The sequence below is a fragment of the Bacillus sp. FSL R5-0820 genome, from assembly GCF_038593385.1.
In the GTDB taxonomy this organism is placed as follows: Bacteria; Bacillota; Bacilli; order Bacillales; family Bacillaceae; genus Bacillus; species Bacillus altitudinis.
Genome location: NZ_CP151991.1, coordinates 763,456 through 784,322, shown reverse-complemented (window position 1 = coordinate 784,322; position 20,867 = coordinate 763,456). Strand labels below are relative to the sequence as shown.

At 42.4% G+C, this 20,867-nt stretch carries 19 protein-coding genes; 8 read left to right on the top strand and 11 right to left on the bottom strand.

Going from position 1 to position 20,867, the window contains the following annotated elements:
• Nucleotides 1–103: 103 nt before the first annotated feature.
• From yfkAB to NST15_RS03895, 3 genes are all read left to right on the top strand, one after another.
• Nucleotides 104–1,225, top strand: a complete 1,122-nt coding sequence (yfkAB, locus tag NST15_RS03905; RefSeq protein WP_017358799.1) for a radical SAM/CxCxxxxC motif protein YfkAB — start codon at nt 104–106, stop codon at nt 1,223–1,225.
• 7 nt (nt 1,226–1,232) lie between these two features.
• Nucleotides 1,233–2,069, top strand: coding sequence for a mechanosensitive ion channel domain-containing protein (locus NST15_RS03900; RefSeq protein WP_035703689.1), 837 nt, complete (start codon nt 1,233–1,235; stop codon nt 2,067–2,069).
• Nucleotides 2,070–2,356: 287 nt separating this feature from the next.
• Complete coding sequence (locus tag NST15_RS03895; protein WP_007496614.1) at nt 2,357–3,076, top strand: YebC/PmpR family DNA-binding transcriptional regulator; 720 nt, start codon at nt 2,357–2,359, stop codon at nt 3,074–3,076.
• 374 nt (nt 3,077–3,450) lie between these two features.
• Here NST15_RS03895 and NST15_RS03890 read toward each other — a convergent pair whose 3' ends face one another.
• From NST15_RS03890 to NST15_RS03880, 3 genes are all read right to left on the bottom strand, one after another.
• A complete protein-coding gene (locus NST15_RS03890; RefSeq protein WP_241511948.1) occupies nt 3,451–4,212 on the bottom strand; it encodes a YfkD famly protein in 762 nt (253 codons plus the stop codon).
• An 88-nt stretch (nt 4,213–4,300) separates the two neighbouring features.
• Nucleotides 4,301–5,368: a calcium/proton exchanger gene (gene cax / locus NST15_RS03885; protein WP_342498876.1), complete on the bottom strand. Its 1,068-nt coding sequence runs from the start codon at nt 5,366–5,368 to the stop codon at nt 4,301–4,303.
• 65 nt (nt 5,369–5,433) lie between these two features.
• The gene (locus NST15_RS03880) at nt 5,434–5,811 is read right to left on the bottom strand and encodes an OsmC family protein (protein ID WP_039168023.1); all 378 of its coding nucleotides are present in this window, start codon (nt 5,809–5,811) and stop codon (nt 5,434–5,436) included.
• Between the two features lie 75 nt (nt 5,812–5,886).
• Here NST15_RS03880 and NST15_RS03875 point away from each other — a divergent pair, with 75 nt between their 5' ends.
• The gene (locus tag NST15_RS03875) at nt 5,887–7,050 is read left to right on the top strand and encodes an MFS transporter (protein WP_008341750.1); all 1,164 of its coding nucleotides are present in this window, start codon (nt 5,887–5,889) and stop codon (nt 7,048–7,050) included.
• A 14-nt stretch (nt 7,051–7,064) separates the two neighbouring features.
• On the top strand, nt 7,065–7,574 hold the full coding sequence (locus NST15_RS03870) for a GNAT family N-acetyltransferase (protein WP_072367758.1): 510 nt from the start codon (nt 7,065–7,067) through the stop codon (nt 7,572–7,574).
• Nucleotides 7,575–7,781: 207 nt separating this feature from the next.
• Here NST15_RS03870 and NST15_RS03865 read toward each other — a convergent pair whose 3' ends face one another.
• Genes NST15_RS03865 through NST15_RS03855 form a run of 3 tightly spaced genes read right to left on the bottom strand, consistent with a single transcriptional unit; the run spans nt 7,782 to nt 9,442 of the window.
• On the bottom strand, nt 7,782–8,600 hold the full coding sequence (locus NST15_RS03865; RefSeq protein ID WP_008341753.1) for a YhjD/YihY/BrkB family envelope integrity protein: 819 nt from the start codon (nt 8,598–8,600) through the stop codon (nt 7,782–7,784).
• A gap of 18 nt (nt 8,601–8,618) precedes the next feature.
• Nucleotides 8,619–8,951, bottom strand: coding sequence for a hypothetical protein (locus NST15_RS03860; protein WP_284724983.1), 333 nt, complete (start codon nt 8,949–8,951; stop codon nt 8,619–8,621).
• Between the two features lie 20 nt (nt 8,952–8,971).
• Nucleotides 8,972–9,442 (bottom strand): low molecular weight protein-tyrosine-phosphatase, encoded by a 471-nt coding sequence (locus NST15_RS03855; RefSeq protein ID WP_008341755.1) that lies wholly within the window; start codon nt 9,440–9,442, stop codon nt 8,972–8,974.
• A gap of 174 nt (nt 9,443–9,616) precedes the next feature.
• On the opposite strand from NST15_RS03855, the gene NST15_RS03850 reads away from it, so the two are divergent.
• Both NST15_RS03850 and NST15_RS03845 read left to right on the top strand, forming a co-directional pair.
• On the top strand, nt 9,617–10,972 hold the full coding sequence (locus tag NST15_RS03850; protein WP_270108998.1) for a sodium:alanine symporter family protein: 1,356 nt from the start codon (nt 9,617–9,619) through the stop codon (nt 10,970–10,972).
• Nucleotides 10,973–11,047: 75 nt separating this feature from the next.
• Nucleotides 11,048–11,263: a DUF1128 domain-containing protein gene (locus tag NST15_RS03845; RefSeq protein ID WP_342498875.1), complete on the top strand. Its 216-nt coding sequence runs from the start codon at nt 11,048–11,050 to the stop codon at nt 11,261–11,263.
• Between the two features lie 107 nt (nt 11,264–11,370).
• Here the strand turns inward: NST15_RS03845 and NST15_RS03840 are convergent, their stop codons facing one another.
• Complete coding sequence (locus tag NST15_RS03840; RefSeq protein WP_007496591.1) at nt 11,371–11,889, bottom strand: type 1 glutamine amidotransferase domain-containing protein; 519 nt, start codon at nt 11,887–11,889, stop codon at nt 11,371–11,373.
• Between the two features lie 254 nt (nt 11,890–12,143).
• Between NST15_RS03840 and NST15_RS03835 the strand changes: the two genes are divergently transcribed.
• Complete coding sequence (locus NST15_RS03835; RefSeq protein ID WP_342498874.1) at nt 12,144–16,424, top strand: multifunctional 2',3'-cyclic-nucleotide 2'-phosphodiesterase/3'-nucleotidase/5'-nucleotidase; 4,281 nt, start codon at nt 12,144–12,146, stop codon at nt 16,422–16,424.
• Nucleotides 16,425–16,469: 45 nt separating this feature from the next.
• Here the strand turns inward: NST15_RS03835 and NST15_RS03830 are convergent, their stop codons facing one another.
• The 4 genes from NST15_RS03830 to treP form a co-directional block, all read right to left on the bottom strand.
• Nucleotides 16,470–16,904 (bottom strand): terpene synthase, encoded by a 435-nt coding sequence (locus NST15_RS03830; RefSeq protein ID WP_342498873.1) that lies wholly within the window; start codon nt 16,902–16,904, stop codon nt 16,470–16,472.
• 64 nt (nt 16,905–16,968) lie between these two features.
• Nucleotides 16,969–17,685 (bottom strand): trehalose operon repressor, encoded by a 717-nt coding sequence (gene treR, locus NST15_RS03825; RefSeq protein WP_017358787.1) that lies wholly within the window; start codon nt 17,683–17,685, stop codon nt 16,969–16,971.
• 19 nt (nt 17,686–17,704) lie between these two features.
• Nucleotides 17,705–19,405, bottom strand: a complete 1,701-nt coding sequence (gene treC / locus NST15_RS03820; RefSeq protein ID WP_108611414.1) for an alpha,alpha-phosphotrehalase — start codon at nt 19,403–19,405, stop codon at nt 17,705–17,707.
• A 15-nt stretch (nt 19,406–19,420) separates the two neighbouring features.
• Nucleotides 19,421–20,854 carry a PTS system trehalose-specific EIIBC component gene (gene treP, locus NST15_RS03815; protein WP_017358785.1) on the bottom strand — a complete coding sequence of 478 codons (1,434 nt, stop codon included), beginning with the start codon at nt 20,852–20,854 and terminating at the stop codon, nt 19,421–19,423.
• Between the last annotated feature and the right edge of the window lie 13 nt (nt 20,855–20,867).

The following is a 20,867-nucleotide window of genomic DNA, read 5'->3' as shown; positions in this document are numbered from 1 at the left end:
CTTTGTAAATCAATTGGGTCCCCTCTTGCGTATAACGGTGATGGGGCTTAAAATTAACTGTTGGCGGGTCTATGTTTGCCCGAATGAAAAGGAGATAGATACCATGAACCAAAAAACAGCACTTCGTCCGATTACACCTGCATTCGACCCTTGGGAAGCCTATCTCGATGTGCAGGATTACGGAGAAATGAAGCTGACAAATATTGAATTGACGACAACGACGTTGTGTAACATGAGATGTGAGCACTGTGCGGTTGGCTATACGCTTCAGCCTAAAGATCCGAATGCACTGCCACTCGATTTACTGCTTCGCCGTTTAGATGAAGTACCGCTCTTGCGTTCCCTTAGCATTACAGGAGGAGAGCCGATGCTGTCTCTGAAATCTGTACGGGAATATGTCGTTCCTTTATTAAAGTATGCCCATGAACGCGGCGTCCGTACCCAAATTAATTCGAATTTAACGCTTGATTTGGCTCGATATGAAGAGATTATTCCATACTTGGATGTCCTACACATTTCACATAACTGGGGAACAGTCGAAGAGTTTGCTACGGTTGGTTTTGCAATGATGGACCGAAAGCCAACCTTTGAGCAGCGTGAGAAATTGTTTAACCGCATGATTGAGAATAGTCAAGCACTTGTGAAAGCGGGTGTAACCGTATCTGCTGAAACGATGCTGAATAAGCGTACGCTTCCTTATATTGAACACATCCATCGTCAAATCGTGGACGAGATGAAATGCCAGCGTCACGAAGTTCATCCGATGTATCCAAGTGATTTTGCCAGCGCCCTTGAATCATTGTCGCTTCCGCAAATGCGGGATGCGATTCATCAGCTGCTCGATGTTCGTGATGAGAACACTTGGATGCTGTTTGGCACATTGCCATTTTATTCATGCAGCACAGATGAAGAAGACCAGCGCCTCTTGACTCGATTGCGTCAAGCGAAAAATGTGACAGTACGAAATGACCCTGATGGCCGTTCACGGTTGAATGTGAATATTTTTGATGGGAATATTATTGTGACAGACTTTGGCGATACACCGCCATTAGGAAATATTGAAACCGATACGTTGCAATCAGCTTATACACGCTGGATGAACACAAAATTGGCAAAAGAACTGAATTGTCATTGCCCAAGTGTGCAATGCCTTGGTCCGAATGTTCTTGTGAAAAACAGTTATTATCAAGATGTTGATTTTACTTCTCGTACAGCCAGGGGGTAACCGATAGATGGACGAAACATTTCTGACAGTGGTCAAGAACAAATACATTGAAATTCTCCTTGTTGGACTCATTCTTTGGCTTGCCGTCTTTATGATCAACAAAGCGCTTCAGATTTTCTTTAAACGAACTGAATTCATTGAAGATAAAAAGAAAAAAACGATTGAGAGCTTGGTCAAATCGGTTTCAAAGTATACAGCTTCCATATGTTTTGTCTTATATGTGGTTTCTCTATTCTTTCATGACTTTGGGAAAATCCTTGCGGGGGCTGGTGTTGCTGGAATTGTCATTGGTTTTGGTGCTCAGACCTTAATTCGTGACATTTTAGCTGGCATCTTCCTCATTTATGAACGTCAAATTCATAAAGGTGACTATGTGACGGTCAATAATCTTTTTAACGGAACCATTGAAGAAATTGGTCTCCGGTCTCTGCAAATTAGAGAATGGAGCGGCAAGCTGTTAACCATTTCAAACGGAGACATTCGTCAAATCCAAAACTACAATATGCACTACATGCGTATCACAGAGTCAGTCTTGATCAGCGCAAACCAAAATCCTGACATTGCTTTCAAGGCGCTAGAAACAGCATGTGATCAGTTAAATCAAATGCATCATGATTTACTGAAAAAAGATGAATTCCAAAACGCCATTGAACCTTTTCAGGTTCATGGCATTATGGGGCTCAATAAATTGAATCGCGGGATTGAGATCACCGTAAAAGGAATGGTCGAGGATGAAAAATACTTCGAAGCCGCCCTCGCTGTGCGAAAAGAAATGATCACACAACTTCATCAGCATGATGTGAAATTGCTTGAGGATCTCGTCTATCCACAGCCTGCAAAATAACCTCATTTGTGATGGGGTTATTTTTTTTGATCACTTTTTGTTCATCATGCATTTAGTTCGCCAGTTAACTAAATACCGGGATCATTTGGTGTGATGAGCTGACTAGACCGCATGAGAAAAATAAGACGCTTGAACAACTTGGACATATCAGCTAAGGAATTCTTTTCTTTTCAGCCCTCTTACTTCTATCCTCTTGACTGATTCATGTATAATAGAAAGCAGATTGATTTCATGCAGCATGGGGACCCTCATACTGTGTATTTACTAAGTGAAAGAGAGTGAATAAGATGGGTCGTAAATGGAACAACATTAAAGAAAAGAAAGCATCAAAGGATGCCAATACAAGTCGTATTTACGCAAAATTCGGGCGTGAAATCTATGTGGCTGCCAAGCAAGGTGAGCCAAATCCAGAATCAAACCAAGCACTTCGTTTTGTCCTAGAACGTGCAAAAACATATAGTGTCCCAAAACACATTGTGGACCGTGCGATTGAAAAAGCAAAAGGCGGCGCAGAAGAGAACTTCGATGAGCTGCGTTACGAAGGATTTGGTCCAAACGGATCTATGGTGATTGTTGATGCCCTGACCAATAACGTCAACCGCACAGCGTCTGATGTTCGTGCAGCATTTGGGAAAAACGGCGGAAATATGGGCGTCAGTGGATCTGTTGCTTACATGTTTGACCAAACAGCGGTGATCGGTGTCGAGGGGAAAAGTGAAGAAGAAACGCTTGAACTTTTAATGGAAGCAGACATTGATGTACGTGACATTATGGAAGAAGATGATACGGTGATCGTCTACGCTGAACCAGATCAATTCCATCAAGTTCAAGAAGCGTTCAAACAGGCAGGCGTAGAAGAATTTACTGTAGCCGAAATCACAATGCTGCCTCAAAACGAAGTGACATTAGATGATGAATCGAAAGCACAATTTGAAAAACTCATCGATGTATTAGAAGAGCTTGAAGACGTGCAGCAGGTTTATCATAATGTGGATTTAGGGGAATAATCAGCTAAGCCATCGTAGTTGTTGGATTCATTCAACTTCTGCGTTGGCTTTTTTATTGTCTAGGTAAGGTTTACGTTCTACTCAAGACCATGTAATATGAAGAAAGAGTCGTTTCCACAAATAACCAAGGAGCTGAGTTTCATTTTTAAAACATGGTGGTTTTCGTATTATGGCTTTATGATCCTCCCTTTTATTGGCCTATGCTTAATTTTCAACAATTTGACGATATTCACTAAAGTCTTTCTCTTTCTTTTCTTTGTATGGTTTTTATATAACGCCTTTGATTTTTACATTCATGAAATGAAAAAGAAAAAAGATAGGACATCTTAATCAAAAAACAGTCATCTCCCCTTGGTAAGAGGAGATGACTGTTTTTAATTCATCCCTTGAAACCCAAACGTCAGGTGATCTTGAACAGGAATCCAAGCGCCGATTCCTTGTGAGGTCACATTTTTCACGACAAGTTTGCGTTTATTTCCCTTGAGCACAAGATACACTTCTCCGTAAGTAACCTTTCCTTTTTCGTTAATCGCTGGAGCGTATGCATGCAGGGTTGCTGCTTTTTTCGGAGATACGTGGTAGGACTGATCTCGCTTTGTTCCTGCACCAATCACTGTGTCGAAGGCGAGCGGAAGTTTTGTTTTTTGGATGGCTTTTTGCATCATCAATGTTTTCACATCTTCTGGGTTTGGTACTTTTGCTGTGAGCCCTCCACTTACTTTTACTTGTTGCTTTTGCACATATTTGCCGATGGCTGTTTTGTTTCCGCCTCTATTATCAATGTGATTCGTGTTCACTTTTTTGTATTCCCAATTGGCGACGGTTTCGTTTGAATCATAGCTGAGTGCCCATCTTCCAAGAAAAATCGTTGCCCTGTAGCCAACTGCTAGCGGTGTACCTGAGATACTGGATTCATTCAGCATTTTAATTAAATGTGTATTTTCAATTGGTACACTTGTTGTTTTAAATAATTCGGCCGTCAGCTCGCTTGGCTGTAGCAGCGGTTGATCTTGTGAAGCATTTGGATACGTATTTTCCTTTGAGATACTGGCGACAGACGATGGCACCTTAAACGGCTTTGCTGCCTCGGCTGGAAAGCTGTATAGAAAACTTAAGGTTAAGAGAACAACAAACATGATGCGGGGCATCTTTTTCATATCATCACTCTTTCTCATTCATTTTTCCATAGTATTTTCCCGAAAGACGTCCCTTATCCACAAAAGATTATAAAAGGAAAAATCCAATCGAAATAATGAAATAGGCAGCGAGCAATGTAGCACCTTCAAACCAGTTCGTATCCCCATCATTTGAGAGGATGACCGTTAGTAATACAGAGGATGCCATGGCAATGAGCTCTGGTAATGAGAAGATCAGTGGCATTTGCTTTTCAAAAAACAGAGAGCTGATCACAAGGATCGGTGCGACCATCATGGCGACTTGAAGCGTAGAACCGAAAGCAATTTCGACCGCGACATCCATTTTGTTTTTATACGCCATGATGACGGCAGATGCGTGTTCTGCTGCATTACCGACAATCGCAACAATGATGACCCCGATAAACAGCTCACTCCAGCCAAACTGTTCTCCGACTGTGTCAAATGTATGGACGAGCCGCTCTGAAATATACGCCACAGCAATTGTCGCAAGGAGTAAAATCGCCGTGGCAAACTTCCCAGACCATTCTGGTGTTTCTTCTTCCGTCGCTGCTTCCCCTTCCGCAATTTCCTGCTTGGCAACATACACACCCCTGTGGCTGACCAGTTTGAAATAGAGTGCTGCGACATAAAGCAAAATCATCACGATGCTAATGCCGATACTTAAAACAAATTGACGATTTTCTGCCATCCCTATGGAAAAGACTTCTGGAATGACAAATGCCACAATAATCGCAAACATAAGAAGCCCAGAGTTATGCCTTGCATCGTGGACATTGAACTCTTGTCGTTTAAATTTCAATCCGCCAACGAAAAAAGACAGTCCAGCCACGAGCAGTAAATTGCCGATCACTGAGCCAGTGAGTGAAGCAAGGACAATAGCGGTGAGTCCTTGTTTTAATGCAAAAAATGAAATGATTAATTCCACTGCATTTCCAAAAGTAGCGTTTAATAACCCACCAATTCTTGGTCCCGCTATAATGGCAAGACTCTCTGTCGCTCTTCCCATAAAACTTGCAAGACCGATGATGGCGATACAATAGACGGCAAACATGACAGCCTGCGGAAAATGAAGAAAACTGCCAATTACAGATAATGGAACACCGATTGCGACAATCACAAGAAACAAACGATTCATACAGCCAATCTCCTTTACATCATATCTGACTGTTATTCTTTCGTGAGTGCCGGCATCATATACATTTAGATTCGTTCGTGTGAAAGGGTGATATCAATCGTTCCTTTCACGGATTGCACCATGGAGCAATGCTTTAACGCAAGTTTCATTACTTTTTCCAGCTGTTCATCAGAGGTGCTGATGCTTTCAAAGATCATATGTAAATGAATATGAGTGATTTTGTTTACAGTTCCTTCTCTTGTCGTTTCAGGTGTAATGGTCAGCCCTTGATAGGATATTCGTTTTTTCCGACATACATGAATGACCATTTCTCCAAAACAGCCCGCAATAGCCGAGGTGAACAATTGATACGGCCTGTATCCCGCTTCTTCATTTCCCGAAATAGGCAGCTGCCTATGATCAGCATTTGCGACCCACCGATCATTTTCGTATATCAGCTTCATTCCTTTTCCACCTTTCTATTGAAACCCCTATGGTTCCATTGTACGATGAAAGCATGAACTTGTAAGGAGCTTCTTATGTCGAGAATTCATTTTATGATTTTAATTTTACTTGTATCCGTATCTGGTTTTTCGCAGGGAGCGTTACTGCCAGTTATTTCGATTATTTTCGAACATGCCGGCACTTCCCCGACGTTAAACGGACTGCATGCCACCGGCTTATATCTCGGCGTGCTGCTTGCGTCTCCTTTTATGGAAGCGCCGCTGCGCCGCTTCGGATTTAAACCATTGATCGTCATTGGGGGCGCTGCTGTCTTTTTAAGTTTATTTAGTTTTGTCTTTATTGAATCTTATGTCGTCTGGTTCTTCTTGCGGCTGATGATCGGCATCGGTGATCATATGCTTCATTTCTCCACACAGACGTGGGTAACCTATGCCTCTTCATCTAGAAATCGCGGGCGAAATATTTCATTGTATGGGTTATCCTTTGGACTCGGTTTTGCCGCTGGCCCTTTTTTAACACCACTCATTGAAATCAATCCATCCTTGCCGTTTATTGTGTCTGGTGCAGTTAGTTTGTGTATTTGGCTGCTTGTGTTTGTTTTAAAAAATACATATCCTGATACAGGTGAAATGCAGACGTCAGAGCAGACAAATAGTTTGAAGCGCTTCAAGAAGGCGTTTCAATTTGGCTGGGTAGCGTTTATGATGCCGTTTTGCTATGGCTTTTTAGAAACGACGCTCAATAGTAACTTCCCTGTGTATGCGCTGAGAAGCGGGGTGACGATAGATGCTGTTGCGTTTATTTTACCTGCGTTTGCGATTGGGAGTATTGTTTTTCAGCTTCCTCTCGGGATGCTGAGTGACCGTTTCGGCAGACGACGCATGATTTTAGTTGTGACACTCGTCGGTTCATTCTTTTTCCTTTTAGCAGGGATTTTCATTCAGTCCGTTTTGGCTGTTGCGATCTGTTTCTTTATCGCAGGTATGGCTGTAGGTTCGACCTTCTCACTTGGCATCAGTTATATGACAGACTTATTGCCAAAGCATCTGCTGCCTGCTGGGAATTTGATGTGCGGGATGGCGTTTAGTGCAGGAAGTATTCTCGGTCCGGTTCTTGGCGGATTCTTTGTGCAGACGTTCGAGGGCATGAATTTACTTTACCTTGTCAGCATTGTGATTTTATTTGTGTTTTGTTGTGTTCGATTTGGGAAGACGCTGGCAGTGGTTGAAAGTAACTAAATGGAGGATCTATTTTGTTTACATTTAACATTTCAGATGACTTAAAATTGGCGTGTTTACAAGTAGCCGATGCAGAGGCATTATTTGCACTTATCCAGCAGAATAAAGATCACTTGGGAGAGTGGCTACCTTGGGTGAATCACTGTCATCGCATAGAAGATGTTCAATCATTTATTCAATCTGCCCGCACTGCCTATGCTGAAAAAAAAGATATAGAAGCGGGTATCGTATTAAACAATCAATTAATCGGTGTATTCCGCATGACGTTTCAGCATCGGATAGGCAATATTGGATATTGGATTGGTGAAGATGCGCAAGGGAAAGGTATTGTGACCAAAACAGTGAAATGTATGACAGATGCCTTTGCTCCTGAAGTCGATGGATTTGAAATCTTTTGTCCTGTTGGGCATGTCAGAAGTGAACGTGTTGCGATGAAAGCAGGCTTTCAGCTCGATCCAAACTATCAGCCAAAGCCTGATGCAACTTTTCTCCTGAAGCGTTATATACGGAAATTGAATCATTAAAAACTCCCCTGCACCTATGCAGAGGAGTTTTTTCATCTAGTGATACCCATTTTGCCCATTCGCACTTCCACTTGTTTTGTGCTTTGGCTGATGGCCTTTGTTTTGTTTTGTGTTGCTTCCGCCTTTTTTCGATTGTTTAGACATTCGGTATTCCCCCATCCATTAAGATTGAACAAGTTCGTTCTTCTTTAGGATGCCCGGTTTTTTTCACACCTTGCCTGGTACGATTTTACGCTTATGTAAAAGCGCATTGAGCTCGCCGCCGAGGATGATCATAATGCCGGTTAAATAAAACCAGATCATTAATATAATGATTCCCCCAATGCTTCCGTACATCGCACTATAGTTGGCAAATTCGCCTACATAAAATGAGAACAGCATGCTGACGAGAATCCAGCCAACAGATGCGAATATGGCCCCCGGCAGCACAAATTTCAATTTCAGCCTGATGTTGGGGGCAAAATAATATAGGGATGTAAAAACAATCAGTAAAATCAGTGGACTAATAATCCATCTCATGGCGGTCCAAATGGTGAGAAACGCATCTGACTGCCCTACTAATTTGGCAACGAATAAACCAAGCTCTTTTCCAAAGACAGGCAACATCAAGGCAAAAATAATCGTAAGCACCATCGCAATGGTTAAGATGATTGATGTTAAACGTACGAGAATGAAGGAACGATTTTCTTCAACTTCGTAAGCGTGGTTAAATGCTCTGACCACCGCATTAATGCCGTTGGATGCAGACCAGAGTGCCGCAATAATCCCGAATGACAACAATCCGCCGTTACGGTTATTCAGCGTCTCTTCGGCAATGGATTCAATCATCGAAAGCGCTCCCTCTGGCGCATAACCAGAAATGACGCTTAGAACATCCTTTGATGTCAGCGGCAAATAACCAACAAGCGTCAGCACGAAGATGAGAAACGGAAATAATGAAAGCAAAAAGAAATACGCAAGTTCAGCTGATTTTGCCGGTCCTTCATGCAGCAAAAAGCGTCCAATTAACGCTTTAACAAAACCCATACGCCTCATCTCCAATGATCAATCTTTCTGTTTCTTTTGAAAGTGATCCTTTGTTTCTTCAATAATCTCTAATACCTTTGGTGTTGTTTCCTTTAACTGATTCACCTGTTCATTCAGAAAAGACAAATCATCTGAGACCGTTCTCATCAATTGCTTCGTTTCTTCCATTTTTTCCTTCACGCAAGCAGACATCCTGCCAGGCTCCAGGCGGTATTCATCCAGCTTTTGCTGGCAGTCATTCCATTTTTCTTTTAATGCAATCCTTGTTGGGCGATGAAATAATGTCAGCAATATGCCGCAGGCTGCGCCTATAACAGCTCCCCGAAGCACGATTTGATTGTTCTCTTCCATCTCATCTGATCTCCTTTCAGTTAAAGGTGTTTCTCTTTTTTTACATACGTCAAAAAACGATCAATTCCTGTTTCGATTAAATCATGTACTTCCTCAAAATTCCCAGTGTAATAAGGATCTGGCACATCGTCTCGATCGTCGTCTTCTACAAAGTCAAGAAGACGGCCAATAAAGTGATGTTTTCCATAGCCGGCTAAACTGCGGAGGGCGCCAACATTTTCAGCATCCATCGCAATGATATAGTCGTATGTGGTGATATCCTTATCCATGATTTGTCTTGCAGTCATTCCTTCATAGCTGATACCCTTTTCATCAAGCAGCTTTCGTGTTCCTTCATGCGGAGGACTGCCTTGATGCCAGCCGCCAATGCCTGCTGAATCAATCACAAAGTGTTCACTCAGCCCTTCGTCTTCGACTCGTTTTCTAAACATCGCCTCTGCCATCGGTGACCTGCAAATATTGCCGAGGCACACAAATAATACATGAATCATCCTTCTTTCTCCTCCTATCTTTTCCCTAAGAGTCCCTTTGGAAAACCTTTTCTCTATCATATCAAGCCCTTTTTCTTTTGGAAACTTTGCAAGAAAAACTTCCATCGGCATTGACAAATTACACAAAAACAGGAGAAACTTTAGGAGAATTACACAAACAAAGGGGGACATTAGATGGGAATCATTGAGCAGTTTGTCACGACGATGAACAATTTTTTGTGGGGGCCTCCCCTGTTGATTTTAATTGTTGGTACTGGAATCTACCTCACCTTTCGCATTCTCTTCATTCAAATTAGATTACTTCCTTATTCTTTAAAGCTCGCTTTTTCAAAACAAGACAAAACATCAGAGGGAGATATCTCCCATTTCCAAGCATTAATGACGGCTCTTGCTGCAACTGTCGGTACAGGGAATATAGTCGGTGTTGCCTCAGCAGTGATTGCAGGTGGTCCTGGAGCTGTATTTTGGATGTGGTTTGCCGCATTTTTCGGAATGGCCACCAAGTTTGCAGAAGCAGTTCTTGCTGTGAAATACAGGGTCAAAAACGAAAAAGGCGAAATGTCTGGCGGACCTATGTATTATTTAGAGCATGGCTTAAAACAGAAATGGCTAGGGGTGCTATTTGCTGTTTTCGGTGCCAGTGCTGCCTTTGGGATCGGCAACCTGGTACAGTCTAATTCCATCTCAGGCGTCATGAATTCTACTTTTCAAATTCCAACATGGGTAACAGGTATCATCATTACTGCCTTTACGGCACTCGTGATTTTAGGCGGAATTAAAAGTATCGGCCGAGTGACATCTATTTTTGTACCAGTCATGGCTTTATTTTACGTCATTTGTGGTCTGATCATTCTTGTCATGAATGCTGATCTTGTTCCAGGCGCAGTTGGGCTGATTTTTTCAGATGCCTTTACAGGTCAAGCCGTAGCAGGTGGTGCGATTGGAACCGTCATTCGCTGGGGTGTGGCACGAGGCGTCTTCTCGAACGAAGCAGGTCTTGGTTCCGCACCAATCGCCGCAGCTGCTGCCAAAACGGATTTGCCTGCCCGGCAAGCTCTTGTGTCTATGACACAAGTATTTATTGATACAATCATTGTTTGTTCCATTACTGGCATTACCATTGTCATGGCAGATATGTATTTAACAGAAAAAAGTGATGCGCTGACTTCGTTATCCTTTGCTCACTTCCTCGGTCCAGCTGGCTCAACCATCGTGGCAATCGGGCTGCTCCTATTTGCCTATTCAACCATCATTGGCTGGTCCTATTATGGAGAGAAATGCTTTACATATTTGGCGAAGGATTCGTACGTCATGTATTACCGCATCGTGTTTGTGATAGCTGTCTTTTTCGGTGCCGTGTTTAAGAATGACTTCGTCTGGGGCGTAGCAGATATGCTCAATGGGCTGATGGCCATTCCAAACTTAATTGGCCTCATCGGTTTATCAGGTGTTGTGGTGTTTGAATCCAAACGAATCATTGATAAGATCAAAGAGGAGAAAAAGGAAAAAAACATTTCAGTGTCGTCATAATAGCCCTTTTATTCTTTTGCTTTTCTGTTAAAATAGACATATTATTCGACACATGCAGGAAAGGACGTGCCGCCCTTGTCACAGCAAAAAGCGGCTGAAGTCAATCAGCTGATTGAAGACATTTCGCAAAAGCTCAATATGCTGAATATTGGAGTCATCAAAGCCGAAGACTTCAGTCCAGATAAGTATGAAGATATTGAATTTCTTCACCAAATAGTGATGAAAAAATCTTCATTCAGCCCAAGTGAAATGCAAGCCATTGCAAGCGAGCTGAAAAGCTTAAGAAAATAATCGTGCACCTGATACTGAATTGCGGTTGACGCCGCTTTCTTACATCCATGCACAGAAAAAGCCAGCACCTCGCAAGGTGCTGGCTTTGTTTATCCTGTCAAAACTACTTATTTTGCGAGCAGTTTTAATGATTCACGGTTAAATGCTGGAATGTCATCAGGTGTACGGCTTGTGACAAGCTGATCCTGACAAACGACAACTTCTTCATCTTTGAATTTGGCGCCTGCGTTTTCCATATCTACTTGAATGGATGTATAGCCGGTCGCGCCTCTTCCTTCCAGCGTCTTCGCTGTAATAAGCAATTGCGGTCCATGACAGATCGCAAATACTGGTTTTTTCTCGTCCATAAAGGCTTTTGTGAATTGCACGTAGCGATCATCCGCACGCAGAATGTCTGGTGAGAAGCCGCCAGGAATCAGAAGTGCATCGAAGTCTTCTGGTTTCACGTTATCGATAGACGCATCGACTCTTACTTCTGCCTCTCCTTGCTTTCCTTTCACTGTTTTTCCTTTTTCGTTTTCAATGACTGTGATCTCATGGCCTGCGTCTTTAAAGGCTTTTGCAGGCTCGGTGAATTCAACATCCTCAAAGTAATCTGTTAAGACAACTGCAATTTTCTTACCCATGTAGAAACCCTCCTGCTTGATTATCGTTTACACTACACACTATACCCCCACCAATTGAAATCAAACATCCTATCCCTATGAGAAAACCCCCTTTCATAAAAATAAGCATTTAGACTCATTCACATTCCCTTAACAAGGTAATTCGTATGATTTATGTTATCTTTACAATAATCTGCAAAAAATAACTACAAAAGTTAACGAAACATTTCTACAATAGGTATTGTGGTCAAAAAAATTAGAAAGGCGGAGATCAGGTGAAGAAGCAAGCACATAGGTCTAAACGAAGGAAAAACCTGTCTATTCTGCTCACTTCCATTATGTTGATTAGTCTCATTCTCCCAGCAGTACCTACTCATGCAGAAACAGAAAGCGGCAGTGCCGTAAAGGTCAGTATCTTAGCCACAACGGATGTTCATGCGAACATGATGAATTATGATTACTACAGTGACAAAGAAACAAATGAATTCGGTTTGGCAAAAACAGCCGAGCTGATTGACAAGCACCGTTCACAAAATCCCAATACACTCCTTGTTGATAACGGAGACCTGATTCAAGGAACCCCTCTTGGAGAATACGTTTATAAAAATGAAAAAGACAGCATCATCAATCAAACAAAGGTTCACCCCATTATTCATACACTCAACAAATTAAAATATGATGCAGGTACACTCGGCAATCATGAATTTAACTACGGTTTATCTTTTCTTGACGGTACCATTGCGGGCGCCAACTTCCCGATTGTCAATGCGAACGTCAAAAAGTTAAACGGAGAACACCGATTTACTCCTTATGTCATTCAGGATAAAACCTTTAAAGATGCAAACGGAGCCTCCCAAACTGTGAAAGTCGGTTACATAGGATTCGTACCACCACAAATTATGACGTGGGATAAGAAACATTTAGATGGACAAGTTCAAGTGCAAGATATTGTGGAGTCTGCCAATGAAACCATTCCAGAAATGAAAGCAAAAGGCGCAGATGTCATCGTCGCTCTTGCTCATACAGGAATTGAAAAAACAGCTTCACCTAAAGGATCAGAAAATATGATCTTTGACCTTGCCACGAAAACAAAAGGCATTGATGCGATTGTGTCTGGCCACCAGCATGGCACATTCCCAAGCGCTGAATATAGCGGCGTTGACAAATTTGATGTCGCAAAGGGAACCATTAATGGCATTCCTGTCGTCATGTCAAAAAACTGGGGAAGCTACCTCGGGGTCATTGATTTAACGCTAGAACCAGACGGAAGCAACTGGAAAGTCACAGACGGAACAGGCAAAATCGAATCCGTTGCCGGGGTGACATCTCAAAACAGTACAGTGAAAAATGCCATTCAAACAACTCACCAAAACACCCTAGATTACGTCAGAAAGCCAGTTGGAAAAACAGAAGCAGACATTAACAGCTTTTTCGCTCAAGTGATGGATGACCCTTCTATTCAAATCGTGACAGATGCCCAGAAATGGTATGCACAAGAAAAAATGAAAGATACTTCGTACAAAAACTTGCCGATTCTCTCTGCGGGTGCGCCATTTAAAGCCGGCGGACGCAACGGTGTGAACTATTATACAAATATCGCAAAAGGTGATTTAGCGATTAAAAACATCGGCGATCTCTATCTTTACGATAACACCGTACAGATTGTAAAACTAAAAGGCAGTGAAGTAAAAGACTGGCTTGAAATGTCTGCTGGTCAGTTTAACCAAATCAAACCAAACACTTCAAATGAACAGCCTATTTTAAACGAAGAATACCGCTCATATAATTTTGATGTAATCGATGGTGTGACGTACCAAGTAGATGTCACACAGCCTGCTAAATACAGCACAACGGGCACACTTGTTAACGCTAGTGCGAACCGCATCAAAAACTTGTCTTACAACGGAAAACCCGTTTCTGACAATCAAGAATTTTTAGTCGTGACAAACAACTACCGTGCATCTGGCGGCGGAGGCTTCCCGCACCTCACACAAGATAAAGTCGTGCTTGCCTCAGCAGATGAGAACCGCCAAGTGCTGATGGATTATATTATTGAACAAAAAACCATTAACCCAAGCGCAGATCAAAACTGGTCCATTGCACCGATCAAAGGCGCAACCGTCACTTTTGAATCTTCTCTTTTAGCCAAACCGTTCGCAGAGAAATCAAGCAGCGTCGACTTTATTCGGAATGCCAGCACAGACGGACTTGGCGTGTACAAGCTAGCGTTTAAAGATGATGGTACAACAGAACCACCTGCAACAGACAATTGGCATTTAACGGTGATGCATACAAACGATACACATGCCCATCTGGATGATGCAGCAAGACGCGCAACCAAGATCAAAGAAGTTCGCGCCCAAAGCGAAAACAATATTTTATTAGACGCTGGAGATGTCTTCTCTGGTGATCTCTATTTCACAAAATGGCAAGGACTTGCCGATCTGAAACTGATGAACTTAATGAAATACGATGCCATGACGTTTGGGAATCATGAATTTGACAAAGGTCCATCTGTCCTTCGTCAATTCCTGACAGGTGATGCATCCAGCGTAGATGCTCAAAACCGTCATCAGTTTGAAAAACCGAACTTCCCGATCGTGTCATCAAACGTGAATGTCTCTAAGGAAAAACAGTTAAGCGACTTAGTGAAAAAACCAGCAACATTTAAAGCTGGTGAGAAAAAAGAAGCTGGCATTTACCCTTACATTCTGCTTGATGTAAATGGTGAAAAGGTCGCTGTATTCGGTCTCACCACTGAAGACACAGCCATTACATCCAGCAGTGGTCCCAACATTCAATTTCAAGATGCATACAAAAAAGCAAAAGAAACAGTCAAAACCATTCAAACTGAAGAAAAAATCAATAAAATTATTGCGCTCACACATATTGGCTATAACCGTGATCTAGAGCTGGCTCAAAAAGTAGATGGCATTGATCTCATCATTGGTGGTCACACCCACACCCTTGTTGAAAAATTAAAGGTCATCAATAAAAAAGAACCAACGATTGTTGCACAAGTAAAAGACTACGGACAATTTTTAGGAAAAGTAGACGTGGCCTTTGACAAAAAAGGCGTCGTACAGCCAAAAGAATCTACTTTTGACCTCATCACGATCGACGACTCTGTGAAAGAAGATGCGGACGCAAAAGCGATTCTTGATCAGTACAAAGCAGATATCCAAGATTTAAAAACCGAAAAAGTCGGGACGTCAGATGTCTTCTTAGATGGACAGCGTGAACACGTCCGTGCAAAGGAAACGAACCTTGGAAACTTTATTGCAGATGGCATGTTAAAGAAAGCACAAGAATCTGCTGGGGCTGACCTTGCCATTACAAACGGCGGTGGCATTCGAGGCAGCATTGAAAAAGGAGATATCACATTAGGGGATATTTTAACCGTGATGCCTTTTGGAAACACACTATATGTCGCAGATTTAAAAGGCAGTCAAATTAAAAAAGCGCTTGAACAAGGTCTTTCAGGCATTGAAGAAGGCGGAGGCGCATTCCCTCATGTAGCTGGCATTGAATATACGTTTACACTGAGTAAACCGGCTGGCAGCAGACTGATTGATGTCAAATTGAAAGATCAAAAGGGCAATCTGACTGACATTGATGATCAGAAAACATACCGCGTGGCGACTAATGCATTTGTCGGCACAGGCGGTGATGGCTACAGCGTCTTTACAGAAGCGTCTCATGGTGAAGACTTAGGCTATGTTGACTATGAAATTTTCAAAGAGCAAATTGAACAGGCAGACGGTCATATTTCTCCAGTCATCGACCATCGAGTGAAAGAAGTATTCCTTCCTCGCTTGAAAGGAAAAGGCGCCTATGACATTCAAGATGATGAGAAATTCCAAACGTATGTGCAGCATACGAACAAAGCATTGCTCTATTTAGACAAAGCAACCGAAGCGAAAAAGGTTCAATTGTCTCTATCAAAAGGGCAAGTAGCTGAACTGAAGAAACGAGAGCAAGATCCAAACGTCACCATCTATCATGACAAAGTCGGTCTAGCATTACCGCTCTCCAATTTGTCAGAGCAACAAGCAGATATATCAATGGCAAAAACAAATAAGGTGAAAAACGCATTAACCGACACTTACGATTTCCAAATCAAACAAGATCAGAAAAATGTGTCTACCTTTAAAGATCCCGTCACACTGTTCTTTACATTAGATGCGCCTGAAAAAGCGAAAAAACCAGGTGTCTATTATGTCGATCGTGAGAAAAACCACTATGCCAAAACAAGTAACGGTTCATTCGAAAACGGGATTGTCTCAGGTAAAACGGAGCACTTTAGTGAATACACCGTACTCAATCAAAGTGAAGCGGCTGGAACAGCTCCAGACCAAAATGGCGGAGACGGTGGAACTTCTGCTCCAGGCGGTTCGAATCCAAATCAGGATGGAAGCAGCTTACCAGGCGGCACACTGCCGAATACCGCAACAATGATGTATACAGCGGTATTAATTGGCTTGCTCATGCTCGCCTCAGGCGGTATCCTTTATTACTACCAGCGCAAGCGCACACGAGACAAAGTATCATCTTAATAGAAAAGGACAGAGCATTGGCTCTGTCCTTTTTCCATCTCACTATCAATCTTGGGATAAATAAATCCAATGACGGTTATCAAATTCTTTCACATCATCTGACCCTATATGACGCAGCATTCTATTAAAGAACGTGATATCATCTTCATCATCAACGGCATATAAATCCTCTTGAACATATTCTCTCGTAATGAAATTCGTTAAGTTCGTGTTATTCACAAATTCAGCAAAGTACGATTTCACAAGGGTTAAATCTTCTTCATTTAATGTTTCATCACTGATAATTGAAAGATGAAACACATTCAAAGTCGCTTGAATGTCTTCTTCATCCATATAACATAACGGCTCTAATTTTCTATCTTCTTCCGTAAACGGTTTTCGCGTGTCTTCAATGATGACATAACATAAAATCCTGTGATCTTTCATCACGCTAAAAATTTCTAAATCTCTTAATTTTAATGGTCTATTCAGTCTGATCATTTGTCCTCCTAGAATGTTGCTCTTGTTTCCCTAAAACCTGAAATAGACAGAGCCTCGGCCCTGTCTACTTCTCTCTTCTAGCAAAATCCACGAACCTGAAACGATCTAGGCGGTGGCGGCTTTCTGTGTATTGGAATAGACTCGTATCCTCCAAGAACACATAATTCTTCACCACTACCACATGATCAAACCCGTTCAAATCGAGATACCTTTCATCTTCTTCAGTACATGGCTCGACCACAAATTCCTTTTGAGCATAACTAATCGAGACCCCAAGTTCTCCTTCAATATACTCGTAGATCGATCCTTCACAAATGTCCTTAGACAAGAACGGCACATGTTTTTGCAAGAAGTAATCTTTGTCTAAAATGACTTCTTCTCCGCTAATATTGCGAGAGCGAATGACTTCCCAAACGTCCTCCTGCCCACTGATTTTCAGCTGTGACTGAATATACTGATCTGGCTTGATTAAACCGAACTCATGAACCGTTGTTACCGTCTTTCGCCCAAGCGTTTGGGAAAGCTCTTTAAAGCTGACAAGACCCGAAACTGGGAACTGCATTTTCTCTCGATTCAGCAATACTGAGCCTTTCCCACGAATTTTTTGGATATAGCCATTTTGCACAAGGATGTTTAATGCCTTTCTCACCGTCTCACGGGATGTGTCATACATGACAGACAGCTCATGTTCTGATGGGAGGATGCCTTTATCCTGCCATTCACCTTGTTCAATTCGTCTTGCGAGCTGATCATAAATCACTCGAAACTTATTCTCTTTCATTTTCCTTCCGCCCCATTTACTAGCGTTTGGTTAAATGATAAACGATTGACTCATATGGACGCAACGTAAATCCCTTGATATCTGCCGGCACATCCTCATAATTGGACAGCAAGACTTGCCCTTCCATTTCATTGACATCCTTTGCAAGCTCATCTGGAAGTGTAAAGTCCGTCTCGCCTGCATAAAAATGGTTGATCACGAGAATCTTCTCATCTTTGCCTTCTCGGACATATGCAAACACCTTTGGATCATCTGAAAGCAGTAAAGTAAAGCTTCCATAGGTGATTACATCAAGTTCCTTACGAAGCCTACAAAGGGCTTGATAATGATAAAAAATCGACGTCTCATCTTTTAAGGCAGCTTCTACTGAAATGCCGTTTTGAGCTGGTTCAATCCAAGGCGTACCTTTTGAGAACCCCACATTTTTTTCCGACGTCCATTGCATAGGTGTCCTTGCGTTATCTCTTGATTTGACCTGTAAAATCGCCAAAGCTTCTTCCTTTGTTTTCCCTTTTTCAAGCATGACTTCGTACATATTGAGTGATTCGATATCGCGGTATGACGAAATGTCCTCAAAACGAGGATTCTTCATCCCAATTTCTTCACCTTGATAAATATAAGGAGTGCCTTGCATCAAATGAATGGTGGTCGCCAGCATCTTCGCTGATTGCTGATGGTACGTGCCATCATCACCGTATCTAGACACGATGCGTGGCTGATCATGGTTGCACCAAAATAGTGCGTTCCAGCCGCCGCCCTCATGCATTTTCGTCTGCCATTCTGACAGAATTGATTTCAACTCTAGAAAATCAAATGGCGCAATGGCCCACTTTTCACCGTTAGGATAGTCAACTTTTAAATGATGAAAATTAAACGTCATATCCAGCTCCTGCCGATCAGGTCTTGTATACCGAATGCAGTCTGCAATATTCGTTGAAGACATTTCCCCCACGGTCATGCTATCGTATTTCGAAAACACTTCCTGGTTCATTTCATGCAAGAATTCATGAATTCTCGGCCCATCTGTATAGTACATACGCCCGTCACCTTGCACTGATTGCCCGGCATCATCTAAAAAGCGTTGATCCTTTGAAATGTTATTGATGACATCCAGTCTGAATCCATCGATCCCTTTTTCAAACCAAAAGTGCATGATGTCATATACTTTCCTGCGCACTTCATCATGTTCCCAATTGAGGTCTGCCTGGGTAACATCATATAAATGAAGATAATAGTCACCTGTCGCTTTATCTAATTCCCACGCTGGCCCGCCAAACTTTGACTGCCAGTCATTCGGAGGAGAGCCGTCCGCTTTCGGCTCCTTCCAAATATAATAGTCTCGATACGGGTTCTCCTTCGACTCTCGGGAGGCTTGAAACCACTCATGGAAAATCGACGTATGGTTCACGGCTAGATCCATGATGACACGGATCCCTCGTTCATGTGCTTCTTTCAGCATGTGTTCAAAATCAGCCATTGTGCCGTACATGTCATGTATTTTTGTATAATCACTAATATCATAACCATTGTCATGCTGTGGTGACTCATACATTGGGGTCAGCCAAATACAATCCGCCCCTAGCTCTTTGATATAGTCGAGCTTTTTCGTCACGCCATTGATATCACCTGTACCAGAGCCTGTTGTGTCTAAAAAGCTCTTCGGATAGATTTGATAGACCACGGATTTTTTCCACCACGGTTCGTTTGTTTGTTGATTCAATTTCCTTCACCACCACTAGTTAAGTTCTTGTGATACATCCTTCTTCTTAAGTTTTGCATATAAAAGGGTACCAATGAATGGGACGATCAGCACAATCACCATTCCGATGGCAAATGCACCCCAATATTTCGGAATGATCGAGAAGATTCCTGGAATGCCTCCAACGCCGACTGAACTTGCCAGTACCCCTTGTGAGGCAATAAACATACCAGCTATCCCTGAACTGATCAGGGCAAAAATAAACGGGAATCTATAGCGCAAGTTCACCCCAAACATCGCCGGTTCAGTAATGCCCAAGTAAGCAGAAATACTTGATGTCAGCGAGAGCCCTTTTTGCTTTTCATCTTTTAAGACAAACATCATCGCAAGTGCCGCCGACCCTTGAGCAATATTAGATAGCGCGAGCATTGGCCATAGGAACGTGCCGTGCAGTTTTGAGTTAATCAGCTGAATATCGACTGCTAGGAACGTATGGTGCATGCCTGTAATGACTAACGCTGCATACAATCCGCCATATAAAAGACCACCAAGTGCTGCGAATTGCTGGAATACAGTGACGAGTCCAGATGTTAATACGTTTCCGATCGCAAATGTAACGGGACCAATGACGATAAATGATAAAAATCCAATGAGTAGTAATGTAATTGGTGCAACAACTAACAGCTGAATACTTTCAGGTGTCCTTTTTGTTATAAATAATTCGAGCTTTGCAAGTAAATAGGAGGCAACGAGTATCGGAAGAACCTGTCCTTGGTAACCTACCTTTTGTACTTCAAGTCCAAACAAATTCCATACAGGTATGTCACCTGTCTTTTCCGCCGCTCCATACCCCCACGCATTCAACAGATCTGGATGTACAAGCATCAGTCCGAGGACCATCCCTAAAAGCGGATTTCCTCCAAACCGCTTGACAGCCGACCAGCCGATTAATGCTGGCAAAAAGGTAAAGGCAGTGCCTGCAATCAAGTTGATCATATTTGCTAAATCCGCCCAAGCCGGATACACATCCACAATGGATTTTTGATCAAAGAAAATATCAGGAGCTGTTAAAATATTATTAATCCCCATCAATAAACCGGCTGTCACGATAGCTGGAAGGATTGGAATAAAGATATCTGCAAGCGTTTTCACCGCACGCTGAAGTGGGTTTAATTTCTGATCAGAGGCACGCTTGACGTCCTCTTTTGTCGCTTCGCCGATTCCCGTCTGTTTGACCATTTCGGCATAAACCCGATTCACCACTCCTTGACCAATGACCACTTGGTATTGGCCATTCGCTGAGAAAGATCCCTTCACTTCATCAATTTGTTCTAGTGCTTTCTCATCCACCTTACCTTCATCTTTTAGCACAAAACGAAGTCTTGTCACACAATGTGTGGCTTGATCAATGTTTTCTTTGCCTCCAATGGCTTTCACAATCTGATCTGCCGCTGCCTGATAATCAGCCATGCTATCCCCTCCG